General features: G+C 64.4%; 17 protein-coding genes. 16 read left to right on the forward strand and 1 reads right to left on the reverse strand.

What is annotated here, in order from left to right; all coding sequences use genetic code 11:
* The first annotated feature begins 194 nt into the window (after positions 1 to 194).
* The 15 genes from mobC (at position 195) to H0U68_RS18125 (ending at position 15,318) form a co-directional block, all read left to right on the forward strand.
* Positions 195 to 542, forward strand: coding sequence for a plasmid mobilization relaxosome protein MobC (mobC, locus tag H0U68_RS18055; RefSeq protein ID WP_296358106.1), 348 nt, complete (start codon positions 195 to 197; stop codon positions 540 to 542).
* Positions 539 to 1,921, forward strand: coding sequence for a relaxase/mobilization nuclease domain-containing protein (locus H0U68_RS18060; RefSeq protein WP_296358107.1), 1,383 nt, complete (start codon positions 539 to 541; stop codon positions 1,919 to 1,921). The genes mobC and H0U68_RS18060 overlap by 4 nt, the downstream gene beginning before the upstream one ends.
* Positions 1,922 to 1,958: 37 nt before the next feature.
* Complete coding sequence (locus H0U68_RS18065; RefSeq protein ID WP_296358108.1) at positions 1,959 to 2,969, forward strand: hypothetical protein; 1,011 nt, start codon at positions 1,959 to 1,961, stop codon at positions 2,967 to 2,969.
* 43 nt (positions 2,970 to 3,012) lie between these two features.
* Complete coding sequence (locus H0U68_RS18070) at positions 3,013 to 3,981, forward strand: zincin-like metallopeptidase domain-containing protein (protein WP_296358110.1); 969 nt, start codon at positions 3,013 to 3,015, stop codon at positions 3,979 to 3,981.
* Positions 3,982 to 4,259: 278 nt separating this feature from the next.
* Positions 4,260 to 4,385 carry a hypothetical protein gene (locus H0U68_RS18075; RefSeq protein ID WP_296358111.1) on the forward strand — a complete coding sequence of 42 codons (126 nt, stop codon included), beginning with the start codon at positions 4,260 to 4,262 and terminating at the stop codon, positions 4,383 to 4,385.
* Positions 4,386 to 4,414: 29 nt separating this feature from the next.
* Positions 4,415 to 5,431, forward strand: coding sequence for a site-specific DNA-methyltransferase (locus tag H0U68_RS18080; protein WP_296358113.1), 1,017 nt, complete (start codon positions 4,415 to 4,417; stop codon positions 5,429 to 5,431).
* Positions 5,428 to 5,886: a BglII/BstYI family type II restriction endonuclease gene (locus tag H0U68_RS18085; protein WP_296358115.1), complete on the forward strand. Its 459-nt coding sequence runs from the start codon at positions 5,428 to 5,430 to the stop codon at positions 5,884 to 5,886. The genes H0U68_RS18080 and H0U68_RS18085 overlap by 4 nt, the downstream gene beginning before the upstream one ends.
* Before the next feature lies 1 nt (position 5,887).
* Positions 5,888 to 7,192 (forward strand): hypothetical protein, encoded by a 1,305-nt coding sequence (locus H0U68_RS18090; protein WP_296358117.1) that lies wholly within the window; start codon positions 5,888 to 5,890, stop codon positions 7,190 to 7,192.
* Positions 7,192 to 9,018, forward strand: coding sequence for a DEAD/DEAH box helicase (locus H0U68_RS18095; RefSeq protein WP_296358119.1), 1,827 nt, complete (start codon positions 7,192 to 7,194; stop codon positions 9,016 to 9,018). Before H0U68_RS18090 ends, H0U68_RS18095 begins: the two co-directional genes overlap by 1 nt.
* The gene (locus H0U68_RS18100) at positions 9,015 to 9,872 is read left to right on the forward strand and encodes a DUF3883 domain-containing protein (RefSeq protein ID WP_296358121.1); all 858 of its coding nucleotides are present in this window, start codon (positions 9,015 to 9,017) and stop codon (positions 9,870 to 9,872) included. The genes H0U68_RS18095 and H0U68_RS18100 overlap by 4 nt, the downstream gene beginning before the upstream one ends.
* Before the next feature lie 2 nt (positions 9,873 to 9,874).
* Complete coding sequence (locus H0U68_RS18105; RefSeq protein ID WP_296358123.1) at positions 9,875 to 11,434, forward strand: SH3 domain-containing protein; 1,560 nt, start codon at positions 9,875 to 9,877, stop codon at positions 11,432 to 11,434.
* Positions 11,431 to 11,967, forward strand: a complete 537-nt coding sequence (locus tag H0U68_RS18110; RefSeq protein ID WP_296358124.1) for a hypothetical protein — start codon at positions 11,431 to 11,433, stop codon at positions 11,965 to 11,967. The genes H0U68_RS18105 and H0U68_RS18110 overlap by 4 nt, the downstream gene beginning before the upstream one ends.
* Before the next feature lie 109 nt (positions 11,968 to 12,076).
* The gene (locus H0U68_RS18115; RefSeq protein ID WP_296358126.1) at positions 12,077 to 12,550 is read left to right on the forward strand and encodes a hypothetical protein; all 474 of its coding nucleotides are present in this window, start codon (positions 12,077 to 12,079) and stop codon (positions 12,548 to 12,550) included.
* Between the two features lie 2 nt (positions 12,551 to 12,552).
* Positions 12,553 to 13,515 (forward strand): hypothetical protein, encoded by a 963-nt coding sequence (locus tag H0U68_RS18120; protein ID WP_296358127.1) that lies wholly within the window; start codon positions 12,553 to 12,555, stop codon positions 13,513 to 13,515.
* Positions 13,516 to 13,569: 54 nt separating this feature from the next.
* Positions 13,570 to 15,318: a P-loop NTPase fold protein gene (locus H0U68_RS18125; RefSeq protein ID WP_296358129.1), complete on the forward strand. Its 1,749-nt coding sequence runs from the start codon at positions 13,570 to 13,572 to the stop codon at positions 15,316 to 15,318.
* Between the two features lie 233 nt (positions 15,319 to 15,551).
* On the opposite strand, the gene H0U68_RS18130 is transcribed toward H0U68_RS18125, so the two are convergent.
* Complete coding sequence (locus H0U68_RS18130) at positions 15,552 to 16,460, reverse strand: inositol monophosphatase family protein (RefSeq protein ID WP_296358130.1); 909 nt, start codon at positions 16,458 to 16,460, stop codon at positions 15,552 to 15,554.
* Between the two features lie 123 nt (positions 16,461 to 16,583).
* Here H0U68_RS18130 and H0U68_RS18135 point away from each other — a divergent pair, with 123 nt between their 5' ends.
* Positions 16,584 to 17,339: an RNA methyltransferase gene (locus tag H0U68_RS18135; RefSeq protein WP_296358132.1), complete on the forward strand. Its 756-nt coding sequence runs from the start codon at positions 16,584 to 16,586 to the stop codon at positions 17,337 to 17,339.
* Positions 17,340 to 17,349: the final 10 nt, after the last annotated feature.

Genomic DNA, 17,349 nt, shown 5'->3' on the forward strand with positions numbered 1-17,349 from the left:
GCCCGAGGCAGTCGCCGCCTCTTTCGCTTGGCGCGCCCTATCGGGCAGGCCATCCGCATTTCACTTGGACCACTTGACATCAAGGCACGGCTTTGGGAGGAATGCTTGGGTGAGGTAAGCAGCAAGCTATGTTCTTCCCCCGTTTTCAACGGGCTCAGAACGCTTGGTCTGCCGACCACAGGAGAACCCAAGCCATGCCCCGTCCGCTCAAAGCCAGCCGCGAATTGCGGCAGCGGTTCGACCTCTACCTCGACGAGCGCGAGGTCGATCAAATCCGTGCCAGCGCCCAAGCCGCCCGCCTGCCCATGTCCACCTTCCTGCGGCGTGTGGCCCTGCGCCAGCAGATCACGGTGCCGCCATCGGCGGGAAACCTTGACCGCTGGCGCGAGCTGGCGCCTTTGGCCAACAACCTCAATCAGATTGCGCGCGCCTGCAACGCCGGCTTGCTGCCGGAGGGGATAGACCCGGTCGTCAGCCAGCTTGCCGAGCAGGTGCGCCTTTTGCGGTTGGAGCTGCTGGGCCTGCAAGGGGATCGACCGTGATCGGCAAGATTGCCGCCAAGGGGCGCAGCTTCCGAGGGCTGTCGGCCTACCTCCTGCGGCGCGGCAGGGGCCGCATTGTGGCCGGTGTGATGTCGGGACGCACACCCCGCGAGCTGGCCAGCGAGTTCGGCATATTGCGCCGCCTCAATCCCAAGCTGACAAAAGCAGTAGCTCACCTGATGCTCAGTCCCGCGCCAGACGATCCACCGCTCACAGACGAGCAGTGGCAGGCCATCGCCGAGCACTACATCGGCGCAATTGGCTTTTCCAATGCGCCATGGGTTGCCGTCGTCCACCAGGACACCGACCACCAGCACATGCACCTGATGGCCTGCCGCATCGGGTTCGACGGCAAGACCATCTCGGACGCCAACGACTTCCGCAAGTCCGAAGCCGTGGTGCGCCAGATCGAGGCGCAGTTCGGGCTGGCCGCCGTGCCGTCGCCCGATGGCTTCAAGCCCACACCGAGCAGGCGCGCCAAAGCGAACCAACAAGAAGCCACTACCCAAGGAGACAAACCGATGACCGACAGCGCCACCCCCCCCAACCCCTTCGATCCGGCGAACCCGCAACACGCGACGTGGCCGGAGCCCTTCGAGCCAGGCCGAGACCAGGCGGAGCTGGCGCTGGTCAACACCAGCCCCGGCATCGTGATGCCCGGTGCGAGTGCTGCCGAACCCCTAACCAAGAAGCAGACGCAGGCCATGCGCCGGTCCATCCTCGAAGACGACTACCAAGCAAGGATGCAAACCTTGCTGGGCGATGACCTGACCCGTGTTCACCCTCACGCCCAGGGTGCCACGCTATATTTCAAGCAGCAGGGCCGGATTGCCGACCAGGGCAGCAAGTTGACCGTGCTGGGCGGCATGGACCAGAAGCTCGCCGCGCAGCGCATCGTGGCCATGGGGATCGACCGTGGCTGGAAGTCGATCAAGTTCACCGGCAGCGGCAGCTTCATCGAGTTGGCCATGCGCGAGGCGCTGAGGCAGCAACTCACCATCGTGGCCAGCGACGACCGTCAACAGATCATCCTGGACAAGCTGATGGCAGAGCGCCGAGGCGGCATGGGCACCCTTGTCTTGCCGGTCGGGGCCGTTCCAGCCGGTGAGGACATCCCGGCGATCCTCGCCGAGTTGGATGACCTCCCGGCGCAGCCAGGGCCGATGCCGTCCCAGCCCGATCAATTCACTGAGCCCGTGGCTCCGCCACCGGCTGCCCCCGTTAATCCGATGGCGCCCAAGCGGCCGCAGGTTGGTGTCCTGCCCCGGTTTCTCAACCTGTCCGAGCGTCTGCATGACCGGCGTTCGCAGAGTCCCAGCGACGCGCCGGCCACGATGCCGGTCTCACCGGCCAGGCCACCGGGCCGGCCCGCCCCATGAACCGAACCACACAACCGTTAAATTAGAGGAGGACGACATGGACACGAGAAACAGATCGATCGCAAGGAAGGCAGCGCCCGCCGCAGCGCGGGATGCCTACATTAGCTTCAACAAGGACGAATGGGCCGGGCTGCAAGAGCTCGGCTTCCGGGAGCGCTGGGCTTACATGCAGTTGAAGTGGCTGGCCAATTTCAAGACCGGCATGGTGGGCAATTTCCGCAAGCAGCGCCTGACCTATCAGGACATCGCTAACCTCGTGACCGCGCCGGGAGTGCAGGGCAGGGGGATGGGCAACATCGACGACACCCAGGCGGCGGATTTTGTGGGCCGCTTAACTGGCGTGGGTCTGTTAGTGCAGCACCCCAACCGCGGCAACGGCGGGCTGCTGTTCGAGCTACCACTCTCCCCCATCAACCGCCAGGCGTCTGCATTACGGACGCCGGTTTCGATGCCGCAGGAGCAGGGCCGCGCCTCCGAGCAGATTTCCCCGGATTGGGGCACGCCGGAGCCGGTCTTTTCCCCGGGCGGCGACACGCCGCCATTTGACGATATCCCAATGGCTACGGGGCTTTCCGACGTGGTTGACCCCTCTCTATCAGTATTGGCTTTAACAAAGTTAAAGAACAATACTGACGCGGCGGGTGCGGCTAGCGCCGACGCCGCCCCGCCCAGCCGCGCCACCGACGCGGCTGCCGACCTGGAAAATCCCCGCAGGGAAGCATCGACAGGCGCGTCGCTGACCGCGCGCGACATCCAGGCAGTTATCGCCGGGGACTGGACCTTTACGCAAACCGACACCCCGGAAGCGAAGATGCTTTATGACTCGTGGGCGGGCGCGGGCATCACCTTGGACGACCTGTATGCGGCCATGGCGAGCCTAGAAGGCCACGACGGAAGCGCCGAACTGACCCCGGCAAGCCTGACACCCAGGCTCTGGCCTCGGGTGGTAGATGGCTGGGTTGGCCAGTTGGCAGCCTGCCCCAGCGAAATGACCAGCGGCCCGGACAGGCGGGCCGCGTTTTGCCAAGGTATCCAGATAGCCCGCTGACCGGAGGCACCGGCCGCTGTGGTGGGCAATTCGGGAGAGGGGCATGGGAGACATCAGGCAACAGGTGACCGACCAGATAGTGGCCCTAATGGACCAGGAAGGTGGCGTGCCGCCTTGGCGCAAAAGCTGGTCCTCTGCGTGTCTGCACTTCAATGCCAGCAGTGGGGCCACCTACAAAGGCATTAACCAGCTCATTTTGGCCATGGCAGCGCCAGGCGATGGGGACCCACGGTGGCTAACCTACAAGCAGGCCGAATACATGGGCTTGCAGGTGCGCAAAGGTGAGCGAGGCACCCACATCGTCAAGATGGTGGAGGTCAATCGCAGGCAGGCAGCGAAAGAGGCGGAGGCCGGAGGCGATGTGCTGGCGGAAGATGGCGCCAAGGCATTGGTCATGAAGGCTTACACGGTGTTTAACGCCAGCCAGATCGATGGGATGGCACCGATGCCCGCACGCAAATGCGACATCACCTGCGCCGACGCAGTGAAGCAGATCATCTTCGGCCTCCAAGGCACTGGTCTCAAAGTCAATTTGGGGCAGGGCTTCCAACCGGCCTACTACCCCCGCACGGATGAAGTCCGTATTCCACCGGCCATCGAGTTTTCCAGTTTGGAGGACTTCCACGCCACCCTTTTGCACGAGGCGGCCGGGCACGCAACGGGCCACCCGAAGCGTCTGGCTCGATTGCACATGGATGCGCGGTTTGGATCGCCGGAATATGCGCGCGAAGAACTTCGCGCCGAGCTTGTCAGCAGCATGATGCAAGGAGTTATTGGCCTGCCTCCCGGCCCCACAATGACTGCGCAGCATGCGGCGTATTTGGGCAGTTGGTTGCAAGCACTAAAAAACGACAAGAACGAGATTTTCAGGGCTGCCGCCGACGCCCAAAAGATTTGCGATTACGTGACCAAGCTGGCAGTCGAAGCACAACCGTTAGTAGTCAAAGAAAAGGCTGACGAGGCGCGGTCTGAGTTGGTGATCATGGCGCGACCTGCCGGCGTAACTCTGTGAAGTTGCGGACGGTGGTTCAAATCGCAAATGACTATTGAGGCGCCCTCTGCGTAGCGGCTTCCCTACGCGGTCGGTCTCCCAATGGCGCGGACGCGCCATCGGCAGGGAGAACCCGAAAGCATCCAGCATGAGAGCAGGACATAATCGTATTTCGGATGTAGTGCGCTATGCAGTTCCGACCCAGCATGCCCAGCCCAAAGTCCGCCCCGACGACGTTCCGCTTCCAGCCGGAGGTGCGGAGCGCTCTGGCCGTCATCGCCGAACGGCAGGGGCGGAGCATGGCGAACATGCTCGAGTGGTTGATCAAAAAGCACTGCGAGGCCGAGAAGCTTGGCTGGCCACCGGCCGAGGGCGCGACGACGCGGAGCAAAGCGCAGGCGGCCTCGAGCAGGCGGCGCGAATGAACACGGCGAACAGCCGGAGGAGAGGGCGGATGTCAGACGAGAAAGACGGGGGCGACGAGTCCGAGCAGCTAACGCTCGCGACCGAGGGGCCAGGCGCTCCGGCGGCGCGGCTGTTGCGAGCGCGGGAGAAAGCGAAGCCCGCGAACATCCTCACCGAGAGCCATGCGATCTGGCAGGGCGACGTGTTGGAGTTCTTGAAGGGCCTTCCGTCGACGCCGGTGTTCGACCTGATCGTCACCTCCCCGCCTTACAACATCGGCAAGTCCTACGAAACGCGCCAAGGCCTGGACGAATACATCGCCTGGCAGGAGACTATCGTCGACGAGCTCGTGCCGCGGTTGAAGCCGGGCGGCAGCCTTTGCTGGCAGGTCGGCAACTTCGTCGAGGACAACCAGATCCACCCGCTCGACATCGAGTTCGCGCCAATGTTCCGCAGGCACAAGCTCCAGATGCGCAACCGCATCGTCTGGACCTTCGGGCACGGGCTGCACACCCAGAAGCGGTTCTCCGGCCGCTACGAGGTGGTCCTTTGGTATACGAAGACTACCGGCAAGAAGGACCCCTACACCTTCAACCTCGACGAGGTGCGCGTGCCGGCCAAGTATCCCGGCAAGAAACACTTTAAGGGCCCCAACGCGGGCCAGCTCTCGGGCAACCCGCTGGGCAAGAACCCCGAGGACGTGTGGAACATCCCCAACGTCAAGAGCAACCACGTCGAGAAGACCGACCACCCATGCCAGTTCCCGGTGGGCCTGGTCGAGCGGCTCGTGATCGCCCTGAGCAACCCCGACGACCTGGTGTTCGACCCGTTCGCGGGCGTGGCATCGGCCGGCGTCGCGGCGGCGATCCACGGACGCAAGTTCTGGGGCTGCGAGCTCAAATCGAATTACGCCCGCACCGGGCAGGCCAGGGTCCAGGCCGCCCTGCAGGGTAGAGCCGTCTACCGCCCCCACGACAAGCCCATCTACGACCACACCAAGAGTCCGCTGTCGCGACCGCCTTGGCCATCGGCCTCCATCGATGGCGAAGACGGGGCGGCACGATGAAGCACTACACGCTCGACCACTGCGCGGGAGCCGCGGCGATCCCGGCCAGTCACCGCAAACAGATCGCAGACGCGATCTCCGCCGTCACATTGAAGCTCGGGCCTGGCAAGTCCACGTCGCTGCGCGGGCTGCTGATCACCCAGCTCAAAAGCCACGGGTGGGCCGACGAAGTGCGCCTGTCCGCCGACTCGGACATGACGATCACCTCCTGCAAGGACGACATCGGTCTCTGCTTGCAGACGGGGAATATGTCCAGGATTTACGCCGACCTGATGAAGCTGCAAGCCATGTATCTCGACGACAAGATCAAGGCGGCCGCGATCATCCTCCCCTCGCAAACGGCGGCGAAGCTCCTCGGGAGCAACGTCGCGCAAGCCAAGCGCCTCGAGCGCGAGCTGGCCATCTTCAAGAAGGCCTACCACGTCCCCACCGTCGTCTACGCCCTGGAAGCCTGACATGCCCGAAACCCAGATGCCCCTCGACCCCAAGCTCTCCCGGTTCGGGTGGACCAAGGCGATGCGCCAAGAGGAGTTCAAGAAGGCCCGCGAGCAGGCGCCCACGGCGCACTATCGTCTCGTGCTGCAAGGGCAGACGCTCGACCTCCCGATCGTCCGCGTCCACCAGAACTTGGCCAAATACCGGCTGGAGAACGGGCGGACAGCGTCGGCCCAGGTCCAGTTCCTGGCCGAGAACCCAGGCAAGCCCAAGGAGCTGTTCAGCGGCGACCCGGAGCTGTGGGAGGCGCAGGAGGCGCAGCACGACCTCCTGTTGAAGCTCGCCGAGAAAAGTGATCTGCGCAAGTATTTCGAGGAGGCCACCAACAAGCAGGTGGAGCCCATCATCCTCGACGAGAACGGGTTCGTCATCAACGGGAATCGGCGGCTCGCCACCTGGCGGGATCTGTTCCACCGCGACGGCGGCAAGTTCGGGCGATACGAATACATCGACGTGGTGGTTCTCCCGCACGTGGACGACAAGGCCATCGACCGGCTCGAGGCGTCGTTGCAGATCGAGAAGGACATCAAGGCCGACTACACCTGGGACGCGCAGGCCAACATGATGATGGCCAAGCGCAGCGAATACTCCGACAAGGAGCTCGCCGAGCTGTATGGGAAGAAGGACACGGAGATCGTCGAGTTGCTCGACATGCGTTCCTACGCGGACGAATGGCTCAAAACGCGCGGCAAGGAGAACATGTGGTCGCTGGTCTCCGGCGCCGAGCTCGCCTTCCGGCGCATCGTCACCAAGCGCAAGGACATCGGCGGCACCGGCCGCCAGCAGCTCTTGAAGCACTTCGCTTTCGCGATGATCGACAAGCCCGAGGAGGTGAAGGACAGCCTGCACGACGCCATCAACGTCCTGGCCAACCACATGGACGCGATCGTCGAGAAGTTCAAGGCGGAGTTCCCCATCGAGGACGCGAAACCCGACGCTGCGACGGAAGACCTCTTCGGGGGCGGGCCGCAACAAGGCGCGACGGAAGCCGTCGATCTCGCGTTGTCCAAAGAAATCGGGAAGGTCGAGCACGCCGACAAGTCGCGCAAGATCATCGTCGACTACATCGACGCGCAGAAGCAGTTGAAGCGCGACACGAAGACCGCCGAGAAGCTCTTGGATTGCTGCGCGAAGGCCAACTCCTTGCTCGAAGACGGCTTGAAGATCGGGCTCGGCGCCGACACGAAGACGGAAGGCGTCGAGAAGCAGCTCGAGCAGATCGTGCTCAAAGTCGAGAAGATCCGCGAGTTCCTCGCCAAGAAGTGATGCTCAGCATCGACTACCGCGCCTCGGACCTGTCGGCGGTGCTCGCGTGGGCACCTGAGGACGAGGGCCAGCCGTGGGCGCCGCTCCTGCGCCGCCTGGTTCTGGACCACACGCCCAACGCCAAGCAGGAGAGCGGCCACGCCATCTCGCTTCCCTGGTGGAACTTCGTGGCGCTGCGCGGCGGTTTGCAGAACATCTTCGCCACCTTCGAGCTCCGACTCGGCGTCGGATATCAGGTGGGCGACGCGGCGCGGGACTTGCTGCAACGCTCGCGGCGCGTGGCCAGCAGCTACGAGGACGCCCTCCGTGGCCAGGCGCTCGACGAGACCATGCTGCGCGGCTACCTGCGCGAGATCGGCTTCACGCGCGAACTCTCGCCCGAGCAGGCCCGCAACGTCAGGAAAATGGCGGCGCTCCCAGCCGCGGCTACGTTCTCCGTCCCCGGCGCTGGCAAGACGACCGAGGCGCTCGCCACCTTCTTCTACAAGGCCCGCGAGGCCGAACGTCTGCTCGTGATAGCCCCTAAAAACGCGTTCGCCGCGTGGGACGAGCAGATCAGGGACTGCATGCCGGCGCTTGGGGCGAGCTTCGTGCGGCTGCGGGGAGGCGACAAGATCGAGCGGCTGCTGGCCGATGACCCGCGCTTCATGCTCATTGGCTACCAGCAACTCGCCTTGGTCGGCGGAGTGATCGCGGCCCACTTGGCTCGCCGGTCGACATTCGTGTTCCTGGACGAGAGCCACCGCATCAAGAGCGGCAAAGCCAAGCAGACCGCCCGCGCGGTGCTCGGTCTCGCGCATCTCCCGGTTGGCAAGTTGATCATGTCCGGCACGCCCATGCCGCAGTCCGACGAGGACCTCATCCCCCAGTTCTCGTTCCTCTACCCCGAGATCGCCACGACGAAGGACGATGTGCTCGAGCGCGTCAAACCGATCTACGTGCGGACCAACAAGCGCGAGCTCGGACTGCCTCCCGTGACGCGGCACCGCGTGCGGCTTCAGATGGCACCCTTGCAGCGAGAGTTGTATCGCTTGATGAAGTTCGAGGTGGCGCGCGAGGCCCGCGCGGCGCTTCTCAACGCGCGCGGCAGGCAGGCGTTCCGCGCCCTCGGCCGCTCCGTGACTCGCCTGCTTCAATTCGTCTCCAACCCTTCGCTTCTGGGGTCGGAGCTGGCTTTCGCCAAGCCGGAGCTCCTCGCGGCCGTCCTGCAAGAAGGCGAAGGCCCGAAGCTCAAATACGTCCTGCGGCGCGCGAGGCAGCTCGCCGGGGAGAACAAGAAGGTCCTCATCTGGTCCTCTTACCGCAAGAACGTGGAATACATCGCCGACCGCCTGAGCGATCTCGGCGCGGTCTACATCCACGGCTCGGTCGAGGCCGGCGACGAGGACGACGACGACACGCGTGAAGGCAAGATCAGGCAGTTCCATCAGGACGCGCACACCATGGTGATGGTTGCCAATCCGGCAGCGGCGAGCGAAGGGATCAGCCTGCACCGCGTATGCCACCACGCCATCTACCTTGACCGCACGTTCAACGCGGCGCACTACCTTCAATCCGAGGACCGCATCCACAGGTTCGGACTGGCGCTCGACCAGGACACCACGATCGAAATCGTGGAGTGCGAGGAGACCGTCGACGAGACGGTGCTCGAGCGGCTCAATTACAAGATCGGCCGCATGGCCGAGGCCCTCGAAGACTCTTCGCTGCTCGTGGAGCCGATCGACCTGGACGAGGATGACATCGACGGCTACGACGAATACTCGGCGGGCCTGAGCTCCGATGACATCGAGGCGCTCCTGCGGGACTTCGACCGGGAGGCAGCTTGATCACCCTGTCGCCTGGCTTGGCCTCCGGGTGCTTCGTGCTGTTGGCGATGGCGCAGCGGCACCGCATGCCATTCGAGCGCATGCGAGCCGAGCTGCCGCGCTACGAGCGGATCGACGTGGCAAGGCTACTCGAAGTCTCCCAGCAGCTCGCATGGCTCCGCGCCAACGACTCCGGTCAGGCCGTTCTCACCCCTCGCGGAGAGCGCGTCCTGGCGGCTGCGACCGAGCCCCTGCGGCTGCGGCAAGCGTTGCTGGACTACGTGGAGATCGTCGCCCCTCCCTGGTTGAAGCTCGCGATCGATGGGCGGAAGAAGGTCCTCACGTTCGCCCCCAACGACATCCGGCAGTGTCTGGTGGAAGCCGAGCTCGCCGTGAGCTATGAGCCGCACGTCGTGAGGTTCTGGGACGAGCTCGCGTCCACCGCACGCGGCTTGCGCGGCGCCGAGCTCAACGAGATCGGCCGCGAGGGCGAGCGCCTGACCCTGGCTTACGAGAAGGCGCGCACCGGCCGGGATCCCAAATGGCGCTCGGTCGAGAGCAACAGCGACGGATATGACGTGCTCTCCGTCGCGGACCGCGACGACGGGCGCGCCGTTCAGATCGAAGTGAAGGCCTCGAGGGCCGGCGCGGGTGGCTCAATGCACGTGACGCGCAACGAGTGGGACGCCACCGAGCTCATGCCCCTGCACCGCTTCCACCTCTGGGACGTGTCAAAGCCGCAAGCCCGGCTAGCCGTGCTTCCCCGCGACGCCCTCGCCCCACACGCTCCGGTCGACTCTGGGTCCGGACGATGGGAAGTGTTCGAGCTTCCCTTCGCGGCGTTCGCCGCCCTCTTTCAACCCGTGGCCGTATAGACATGCAGAGCCCCTTCGACTCCCAGCTCTCCGCGCTCGCGCAAGCGAACTCGCTGGCCAAGATGCACCGCCTGGCGGGTCTCGATCAATCCGTTGCTTCGATGCTCCGTGACGTGAACGCGCTCACCGCGCACGGCGGCCTCGAGAGGCTTCGACAGCAGACGGAGAGCATCCTGGGCACGAAGGACTACTTGCTCCGCGAAGCCAGGAAGATCGCCAGCGCGATCGAGGACGCCGAGTCGGTGCGGAGACGCTACGCGAGCGTTTTCTCGGACGCCTTAGGGGACATGGAGCGATATCGACGCATGGTGGGCGACGCCGTGGGGCCCTTATCCGCGCTGCGGTCCGTCGCCCTATATGAGAGCGAAGCGGCGCGACTGGCCAGGCAATCGGGCGGGCTCCTGGGCGCCGCTGGCATCAAGAGCTACGCCGAGGCTTTCTCCGCTACCGAGCAGCTCCGCAAACAACAAGAATTGCTTGCCACGAACCTCGGCGAGTCCCTGGCTGGGCGCTGGCTTTCCTCGGCCCGCGACATCGCGCAACAGTTCGCGAGCGCCAAGGACATCATCGACAAGCAGGCAAAAGCGTGGCGCGACGCCACCGCTTTCGATCCGGCTCAGCTTGCGAGAGGCCTCGGGATGCCGGTGATGGACGCCGCCTCCTTCGCGGCGATCGCAAGATCCTCGGGCGTCGAAGGCTTGCTTTCTCAGTTGAAGTTGTTTGGCATCGATGAGGCGACGCTTCGCGCTGTTGCATCCACGGTGGCAGAGGACGAGGACGACATTGAGGAGCTGCTTCGAGACTCGGGTGAGACGGATGGAACGCCCCGCCGGCAACTGACTAAGGCGCAACTCGTCAGGCTGTGGAACATCGTTTTCATCCTCTATTCAGTGCTGTTCCCGCTTTACACCTGGTGGGACTCCAACCAAGCCGAAGCTCGAATCACGGGCGAGATGAAAGCCGCGGAGGCGCGCACGTCCGCGGAGATCGGAGCTTCCGAACAGCGCACCAGCGAGAAGCTCGGGGCCATGGCCAAGCTGATGGAGCAGGTTGTGGAGATCGCCGAGCAAGAGGTGCTCGCCGAGACGAACATGGTCGTTCGTGAGCGCGTGGCCACCATTAGGGCTGATCCGCGCCACGGAGCCGGCGTGGTCGCAGAGGCCTTCCCAAACCAAGTCGTTACGCTTCTGGAAGAACGCGGGAAGTGGATCAAAGTGGAGTATTACGACTGGCTTGCTCGTGATGAACGCACAGGTTGGGCGTTGAAGAAATATTTCGTCAGGGCGGAGCCAGCCTTCCGCGCTTCCCGCGGACACAGGCTCGGGTCGAGCGACCGGCGTCAGAGCGCGGGCGGCGCCAACAATGAGGATGCTGCAACGGCGGGGCAGGGCGACGCTGGATCAGTCTTTGTGGCTGAGGCCGAGCAAACGCTCGCTCGGCGCGGGGTCGAGGACCGCGGCACGCATCCGCTGCTGCTCATCGACAAGCCCCTCACTAAGGAGGAGGCCAAGGCTCGCATCCGCGCCATCAAGGCCTTGGCAAGAGAGGGAAAGCTGCGGTGAGCGAGGAGGAACTGGACGCGTTCGCGCCTCCCCTCATCCACATCCACGTCAAATTCGCCGATGGGTCGCTCGATGGACCATTTCTCGTGGACCTCATGAACATGGGCGACGACGAAGACGACGCATTGGCAGCTTGGCTGTCCGACCTTTCGCAAGGCAACACGCACCAGGGGCGGAACAAGCCCTCGTGGCTCTTGAATCAGGATGGCTCCCCAAGGGCAGGCACCTATCACAGCAACAAAATCTGGCATTACCACTGCGGACCGGCGTTTAAGGCGAATGCTGCGGCTACTCTGACCGCAGCGGACTTGCCGCACAACGAGAACGGCCTTACCTCAGGAACTTGCATCCACTATTCAAAGCTGGCGACACCGATGCTGGCTGAGCGGCGAGACCTCACGGTTCTCGGGTATTCGCGTGAACACGCGCCGTTCCTCAGAGATGACGACCGCAGCAATCCATTGCGCTCACGCGCGGCCAAGGTTGGCGACTCCGTTCCGGCCACGTCGGTCGGCTTGGGTCCAGCGGAGTAGTTCGAGCTAAAGTGTGCAACGGCGGGAGGGCGCCCTGAAGCACCACCGGTCACGCGTGCCGCAGCCCTTTTAGAGCCCGCTATCATGGCTCATCGGTAAAGGAGACCCGGTGGGCATCAAGCGGCTACTTCCTGAATTTCTCGTCGGCAAGGTGAGCCCCGAGCAATACGCTCGCTGGCTAGAGCGAAAGGCTGCCGCTCACGTCAAGCGCGATCGCAAACGCGATTTCGACGGGGCCGTAGGTGCGGCCTACCGTGACGCCATCCACCAGGCCGTCATCCTCAGCTCGGGTCGGGACGCCTACACCGGTGAAGACCTGCACTGGGAGCTTCTGAGCCAATACGACAACGAAAAGTCGAAGGCGGGCCGCAGCGTCTACAAAGCGAGCTTCGGTCTATTGCCGACCGTGGATCACCTGGACGCCAGCGCGAGCGCGATTTCGTTCCGCATCTGCGCTTGGCGCACCAACGACGCCAAGAACGATCTCACCCATGAGACCTTCCTTGATCTTTGCCACCGGGCGCTTCTGCATGCGGGCTACACCGTCGCCGCGCCCGGAAAACCAATAGCACGCGAGGAATAGAGATGCCCCGTCCGGAGAAAAGCTCCCCAAAGGAATACGCCACGCTGTTTCTGGCGCGTGCGATCTGCGAAGGCAGCCTGCCGATGGCCCGCGCCGCCATCGAGGCCGGAGCGGACCCAAATGCGTTCTGGATCGACGGCCGCACAAAGCTTGGGGAATTGGCTCGCCGGCGAGGCCTCGAGAAGCTCGACGCTTATTTCACGGAGCTTGCCGCGCCCGAGGTTTCAGGCGCGCTGCGGCCTTACGCGCGCTACGACGCGACTGGAAACGACCATGGTGTCTGGAGCTCCGACTTTGTGAAGTTTGTGGCCCGGCGCGGCTACGACTTTCGGACCTTTCCAGGACCGTTCGCAACAACGAACGAGCCGCCCATAAAGTCCGCGAAGTCCGGAGTGGATCTGATAATGAATCGGTGGCACATCGTGGAGAGCATCACGCCCGGCGACGAGGACGGCGAGAGCCATTGGGCGATCTCGTTCTCCACCAGCGTGCCGGACTCGCGGCTTCCGCGCCATTACATCGGCTTTCGGGTGCCGGCTACTGGGGTGGCTTTGCTTAGCCAGTTCAAAGACCCGTCTGAGTCTCAGGCTGCATCGAACGACCTGGATCCGATTTTTGACAAGCAGAAGGCGTGGGAAGGCCGGCATGTCATGGACTCAATGTTGGATCGGAGCTACACGCTAAACGACGTGGTCAGCCGTCTTCGCAAGGGCGGCAACCCGTTCTTTACGTGGAAGGGCGCCATGCTCGGCGATTTTTCCGGCGATCCGCCGGACATCATGGCGTTCATGTCTCGGGTGCGGGAGCTCTGCGCCCCCGAGCTTGGCTTCCACCGCCGCCTCGCGCCCTTGCTTGAAAAGAAGGCGCTCCTGGCGTTGATCGCGGCTTCAGATATCGAGATGGCCACTGGAACGGCGAAGGTCGGGCGCAAGACGCTGGCCGAGGGCCGCAAAGACACTCTGTGAGCCAGCTGCGCGCGGCGGCCCCGCCGAGAGTCCTGCAGAACGGAAGGATTGAGCATGTCGCTCGAGAAGACTAAACAGCAATTAGTCCGGCTGCTCGCTGAGCAGGACAGCAGCGTCATCGCGTTGTCAGGCAAGTGGGGCACCGGGAAGACGCACCTTTGGAACGAGGTCAAGGGCGCATCCGGCGACGAGAAGGTCAAGAAGGCCCTCTACGTGTCGTTGTTCGGCCTCTCGAGCGTCGACCAGGTGAAGCGCAAGCTGATCGAGTCGGCCATACCCGGCGTCGACTCCCACGGCGGCGTGTTCGACGGGATCAAGAGCCTGTTCAACGCCGGCGTGACTGCCGCCTCGCAGCACTTCAAAGCCATGGCGGCCCTCAAAGACCTCAACGTATTGTTGATGGCGCCTGTGGTGCTCCGAGACAAGCTGATCGTCATCGACGACATCGAGCGCAAGCACGCCAAGCTCGGCATCGACGAGGTTCTTGGGTTCATCGACGACTACTCCAAGCAGTTTCGGGTTAGGTTCGTTCTGGTGCTGAACGACGATCAACTCTCCACCGACGGCGACCAGGCGAAGTTGTGGGCGACCTTCCGGGAGAAGGTCATTGACGAAGAGATCAGGCTGTCGACGTCCCCGGAGGAGGCTTTCTCGATCGCCATCAAGCTGACGCCGTCGAAATACGAGCAGGCGCTCGAACGTGCGACAGCGGTCTGCGGACTCACCAACATCCGCATAGTCGGGAAGGTGGTGAAGACGGCCAACCAGATATTGGCCGGCCGAGACTTGGACCAGGCGATCCAATCGCGAGTGGTGCCGTCCATCGTCCTGTTCTCCGCGATCCACTACCGCGGCATCCCAGACGGGCCGGACTTTCAATTCGCCCTGAACGTGGCGAACCCGGATTGGATGCATTTCGGCCGGGACAAGAACGCCGAGCCGACCGAGCAGGAGAAGCGCGAGGACGCGTGGCGCTTGCTGATGCAGGAGCTGGGCGTTCACGGCTGCGACGAGTTCGAGAAGGTGCTGGTCGAATTCTTGGAGTCCGGGCTGTTCGACGCCGACCAGGTGCAGGCCATCATCGACCGGTTCGTGGCCGAGACGCAGGCGCTGCAAGCCAGGGAGGCGGCGCGCGACTTCTTGAAGCGGGCGTTCTGGGACCATCGCGTGAGCGAGGCCGATTTGCTGGCGGAGGCCGGTCAGTTCTCTGCCAGCGCCGGATTGCTGGATCCCTACGTGACCACCAATCTCTTCGACACTTTATCCGAGCTCCCCGGCGGGCAGGCTCTTGGCCAGGCGATCGTCGACGCGTGGATAGCCGCGTTCGCGGCTGGGGATCACCCCGACGTCGAGGACGACAACCCGTTCAACAATCCGATCCATCCGGACATCACGGCGGCGTTCGAGGCCGCCAAGGCGCGCGTCCAAGCGAGCGCCACGGTGGTCGACGCCTGTATCGACATCATCGACAACAGCGGGTGGGGCACGCTGCAGGAGGTGGCCATGAGGCGGGCGACGGCCGGGGATTTCGAAACCGCCATACGAGGCATGGACATCGACAAGCTGCGTCGATTCATGCGGCGGATGATCGAGATGCGGCTTCAACGAGCGACCTACGACGCTCACTTCGGCACGGCGACGCAGCACTTCATCGACGCCTGCCGCGCGATTTCGAACGACCCGAGTTCGCCGCGGCTAGCATCGTTGGTCAAAAAGCTCTTCGCCAGGACTGCCCTGGCTCCTGAGCTCAACCCACCAGCCGTGATTCATGCTGCCCAGCCCGCGCCGGCACACCAGGTATGAATTCCCTCAAGTGCCGCGCGCCGGCTGGGGATTAGCGGGGGACTGGCGGGGCAGGGGCCAGCCATCCTCCAGCGCCATAAATTGTCCCCGTGGTAGTGCTGCATCATGGGGGTGTGCTTGCTCAGGTCGGCCACCGGGGCCGCGACGGGGTTCTGGCTCATGCTGCGGCGATTATCCGCGCCGCCCGCGCGCCAGCTGCGCCACCAGCCACGGCTGCTGCCGCGACTGCTTGGTCACTCGCTGGCGTCGGGAACCGGGTCGTCCTGCGGGCCGATGGACAAGGGCTCCACCAGGTTGGGCGTGGTGGCGCTCAGCTCGGTCTTCTCTTCCACGGTGGCGAACTTGCTGTACTTGCGCAGGATGCTGACCAGCTGGCCGTAGATGCGCGGGTTGCCGGCCAGGCATTCGCGCTGCTCCAGGAAATCGGAGTCGCCGGTGAAGTTGCCGATCAGGCCGCCGGCCTCGGTCACCAGCAGCGAGCCCGCGCCCACGTCCCACGGCGACAGGCCGGTTTCGAAGAAGCCGTCGGTGAAGCCGGCCGCCACGTAGGCCAGGTCCAGCGCGGCGGCGCCGGGGCGGCGCAGGCCGGCGGTGATCTTCATCACGTCGGCCATCATGCGCAGGTAGTGGTTGAAGTTGTCGCCCGGGCGGAACGGAAAGCCGGTGGACACCAGGCACTGCTTGAGCATGGTGCGCTTGCTCACGCGGATGCGCCGGTCGTTCAGGTAGGCGCCGCGGCCGCGCGTGGAAGTGAACAGGTCGTTGCGGGTGGGGTCGTAGACCACCGCCTGCTCCACGCGCCCCTTGACCAGCAGTGCGATGCTCACGCAATAGACCGGGAAGCCGTGGATGAAGTTGGTGGTGCCGTCCAGTGGGTCGATCAGCCACACATGGTCGGCCGCCGGGTTGCCGTGTTCGCGCCCCGATTCCTCGGCCCAGATGCCGTGGTGCGGGTAGGCCCCCAGCAGGGTCTCGATGATGACGTTTTCGCTGGCGTGGTCGACTTCGGTGACGAAATCGTTGACCTGCTTTTGCGAGATGCGGACCGACTCCACGTCGAGCGCGGCCCGGTTGATGATCGCGCCGGCGGCGCGGGCGGCCTTGACGGCCATGTTGAGCATGGGGTGCTGGTTGGGCGACATGGATTGTTCCGACGGGAAGAAGCGGGGCTGCAAACGCCCGCCACGGCCGTCCGAAAGAGCTGTGCTCGAAAGCGGAACCGCCCGGACGATGCGGGCGGCGACAATGGCGGCGATTTTACCCAGATGCGTACCCGCTTCATCCTCATCCAACCCAGCCACGCCGGCAACGTGGGCGCCGCGGCGCGCGCCATCAAGGTCATGGGCTTCGACGACCTGGTGCTGGTGGCGCCGCGCTGGCCCGACGTGCTCTCGCGCCCCGAGGCCATCGAGCGCGCCAGCGGCGCGACCGACGTGCTGCGCCGCGCGCGCGCCGTCGCCACGCTGGAAGAGGCGCTGGACGGCGTGGGCTACCTCTGCGCCACGGTGATGACCCCGCGCGACTTCGGCCCGCCCACGCACGCGCCGCGCGCGCACCTGACCACGCTGGCTGCGGCACAGGAGAGCGTGGCCTTCCTGTTCGGGTCCGAGCGCTACGGCATGCGCAACGAGGACGTGTACCGCTGCCACGCCGCGCTGCGCATCCCCACCGACCCGGACTACGGCTCGCTGAACCTGGCGGCGGCGCTGCAGGTGATCGCGTACGAGTGGCGGACATGCCTGACAGACACCACCCCCGTTCGGGCTGAGCCTGTCGAAGCCGGCCCTTCGACAGGCTCAGGGCGAACGGAGGCGGCCGACGCCCAGTCCGTCGCCCGCATGCTGTCCCACTGGGAACAATCCCTGGTGGACATCGGCTTCCTCGACCCCGCCGCGCCCAAGAAGCTCATGCCGCGGCTGAACCAGCTGTTCAACCGGGCGCAGCCCACGCCCGAAGAGGTGCACATCCTGCGCGGCATCGCCAAAGCGATGTCCCAAGCGGGACGCAAGCCAAAGCTTTAGACTGTCCGGG

This window comes from Ramlibacter sp., from assembly GCF_013697775.1.
In the GTDB taxonomy this organism is placed as follows: domain Bacteria; phylum Pseudomonadota; class Gammaproteobacteria; order Burkholderiales; family Burkholderiaceae_C; genus Ramlibacter.

Bases quoted from the DNA above. Each gene is read 5' to 3' on its own strand.
- mobC (WP_296358106.1), top strand. From the start codon at position 195: ATGCCCCGTCCGCTCAAAGCCAGCCGCGAATTGCGGCAGCGGTTCGAC.
- H0U68_RS18065 (WP_296358108.1), top strand. From the start codon at position 1,959: ATGGACACGAGAAACAGATCGATCGCAAGGAAGGCAGCGCCCGCCGCA.
- H0U68_RS18070 (WP_296358110.1), top strand. From the start codon at position 3,013: ATGGGAGACATCAGGCAACAGGTGACCGACCAGATAGTGGCCCTAATG.
- H0U68_RS18075 (WP_296358111.1), top strand. From the start codon at position 4,260: ATGGCGAACATGCTCGAGTGGTTGATCAAAAAGCACTGCGAGGCCGAG.
- H0U68_RS18080 (WP_296358113.1), top strand. From the start codon at position 4,415: ATGTCAGACGAGAAAGACGGGGGCGACGAGTCCGAGCAGCTAACGCTC.
- H0U68_RS18085 (WP_296358115.1), top strand. From the start codon at position 5,428: ATGAAGCACTACACGCTCGACCACTGCGCGGGAGCCGCGGCGATCCCG.
- H0U68_RS18090 (WP_296358117.1), top strand. From the start codon at position 5,888: ATGCCCGAAACCCAGATGCCCCTCGACCCCAAGCTCTCCCGGTTCGGG.
- H0U68_RS18095 (WP_296358119.1), top strand. From the start codon at position 7,192: ATGCTCAGCATCGACTACCGCGCCTCGGACCTGTCGGCGGTGCTCGCG.
- H0U68_RS18105 (WP_296358123.1), top strand. From the start codon at position 9,875: ATGCAGAGCCCCTTCGACTCCCAGCTCTCCGCGCTCGCGCAAGCGAAC.
- H0U68_RS18120 (WP_296358127.1), top strand. From the start codon at position 12,553: ATGCCCCGTCCGGAGAAAAGCTCCCCAAAGGAATACGCCACGCTGTTT.
- H0U68_RS18125 (WP_296358129.1), top strand. From the start codon at position 13,570: ATGTCGCTCGAGAAGACTAAACAGCAATTAGTCCGGCTGCTCGCTGAG.
- H0U68_RS18130 (WP_296358130.1), bottom strand. From the start codon at position 16,460: ATGTCGCCCAACCAGCACCCCATGCTCAACATGGCCGTCAAGGCCGCC.
- H0U68_RS18135 (WP_296358132.1), top strand. From the start codon at position 16,584: ATGCGTACCCGCTTCATCCTCATCCAACCCAGCCACGCCGGCAACGTG.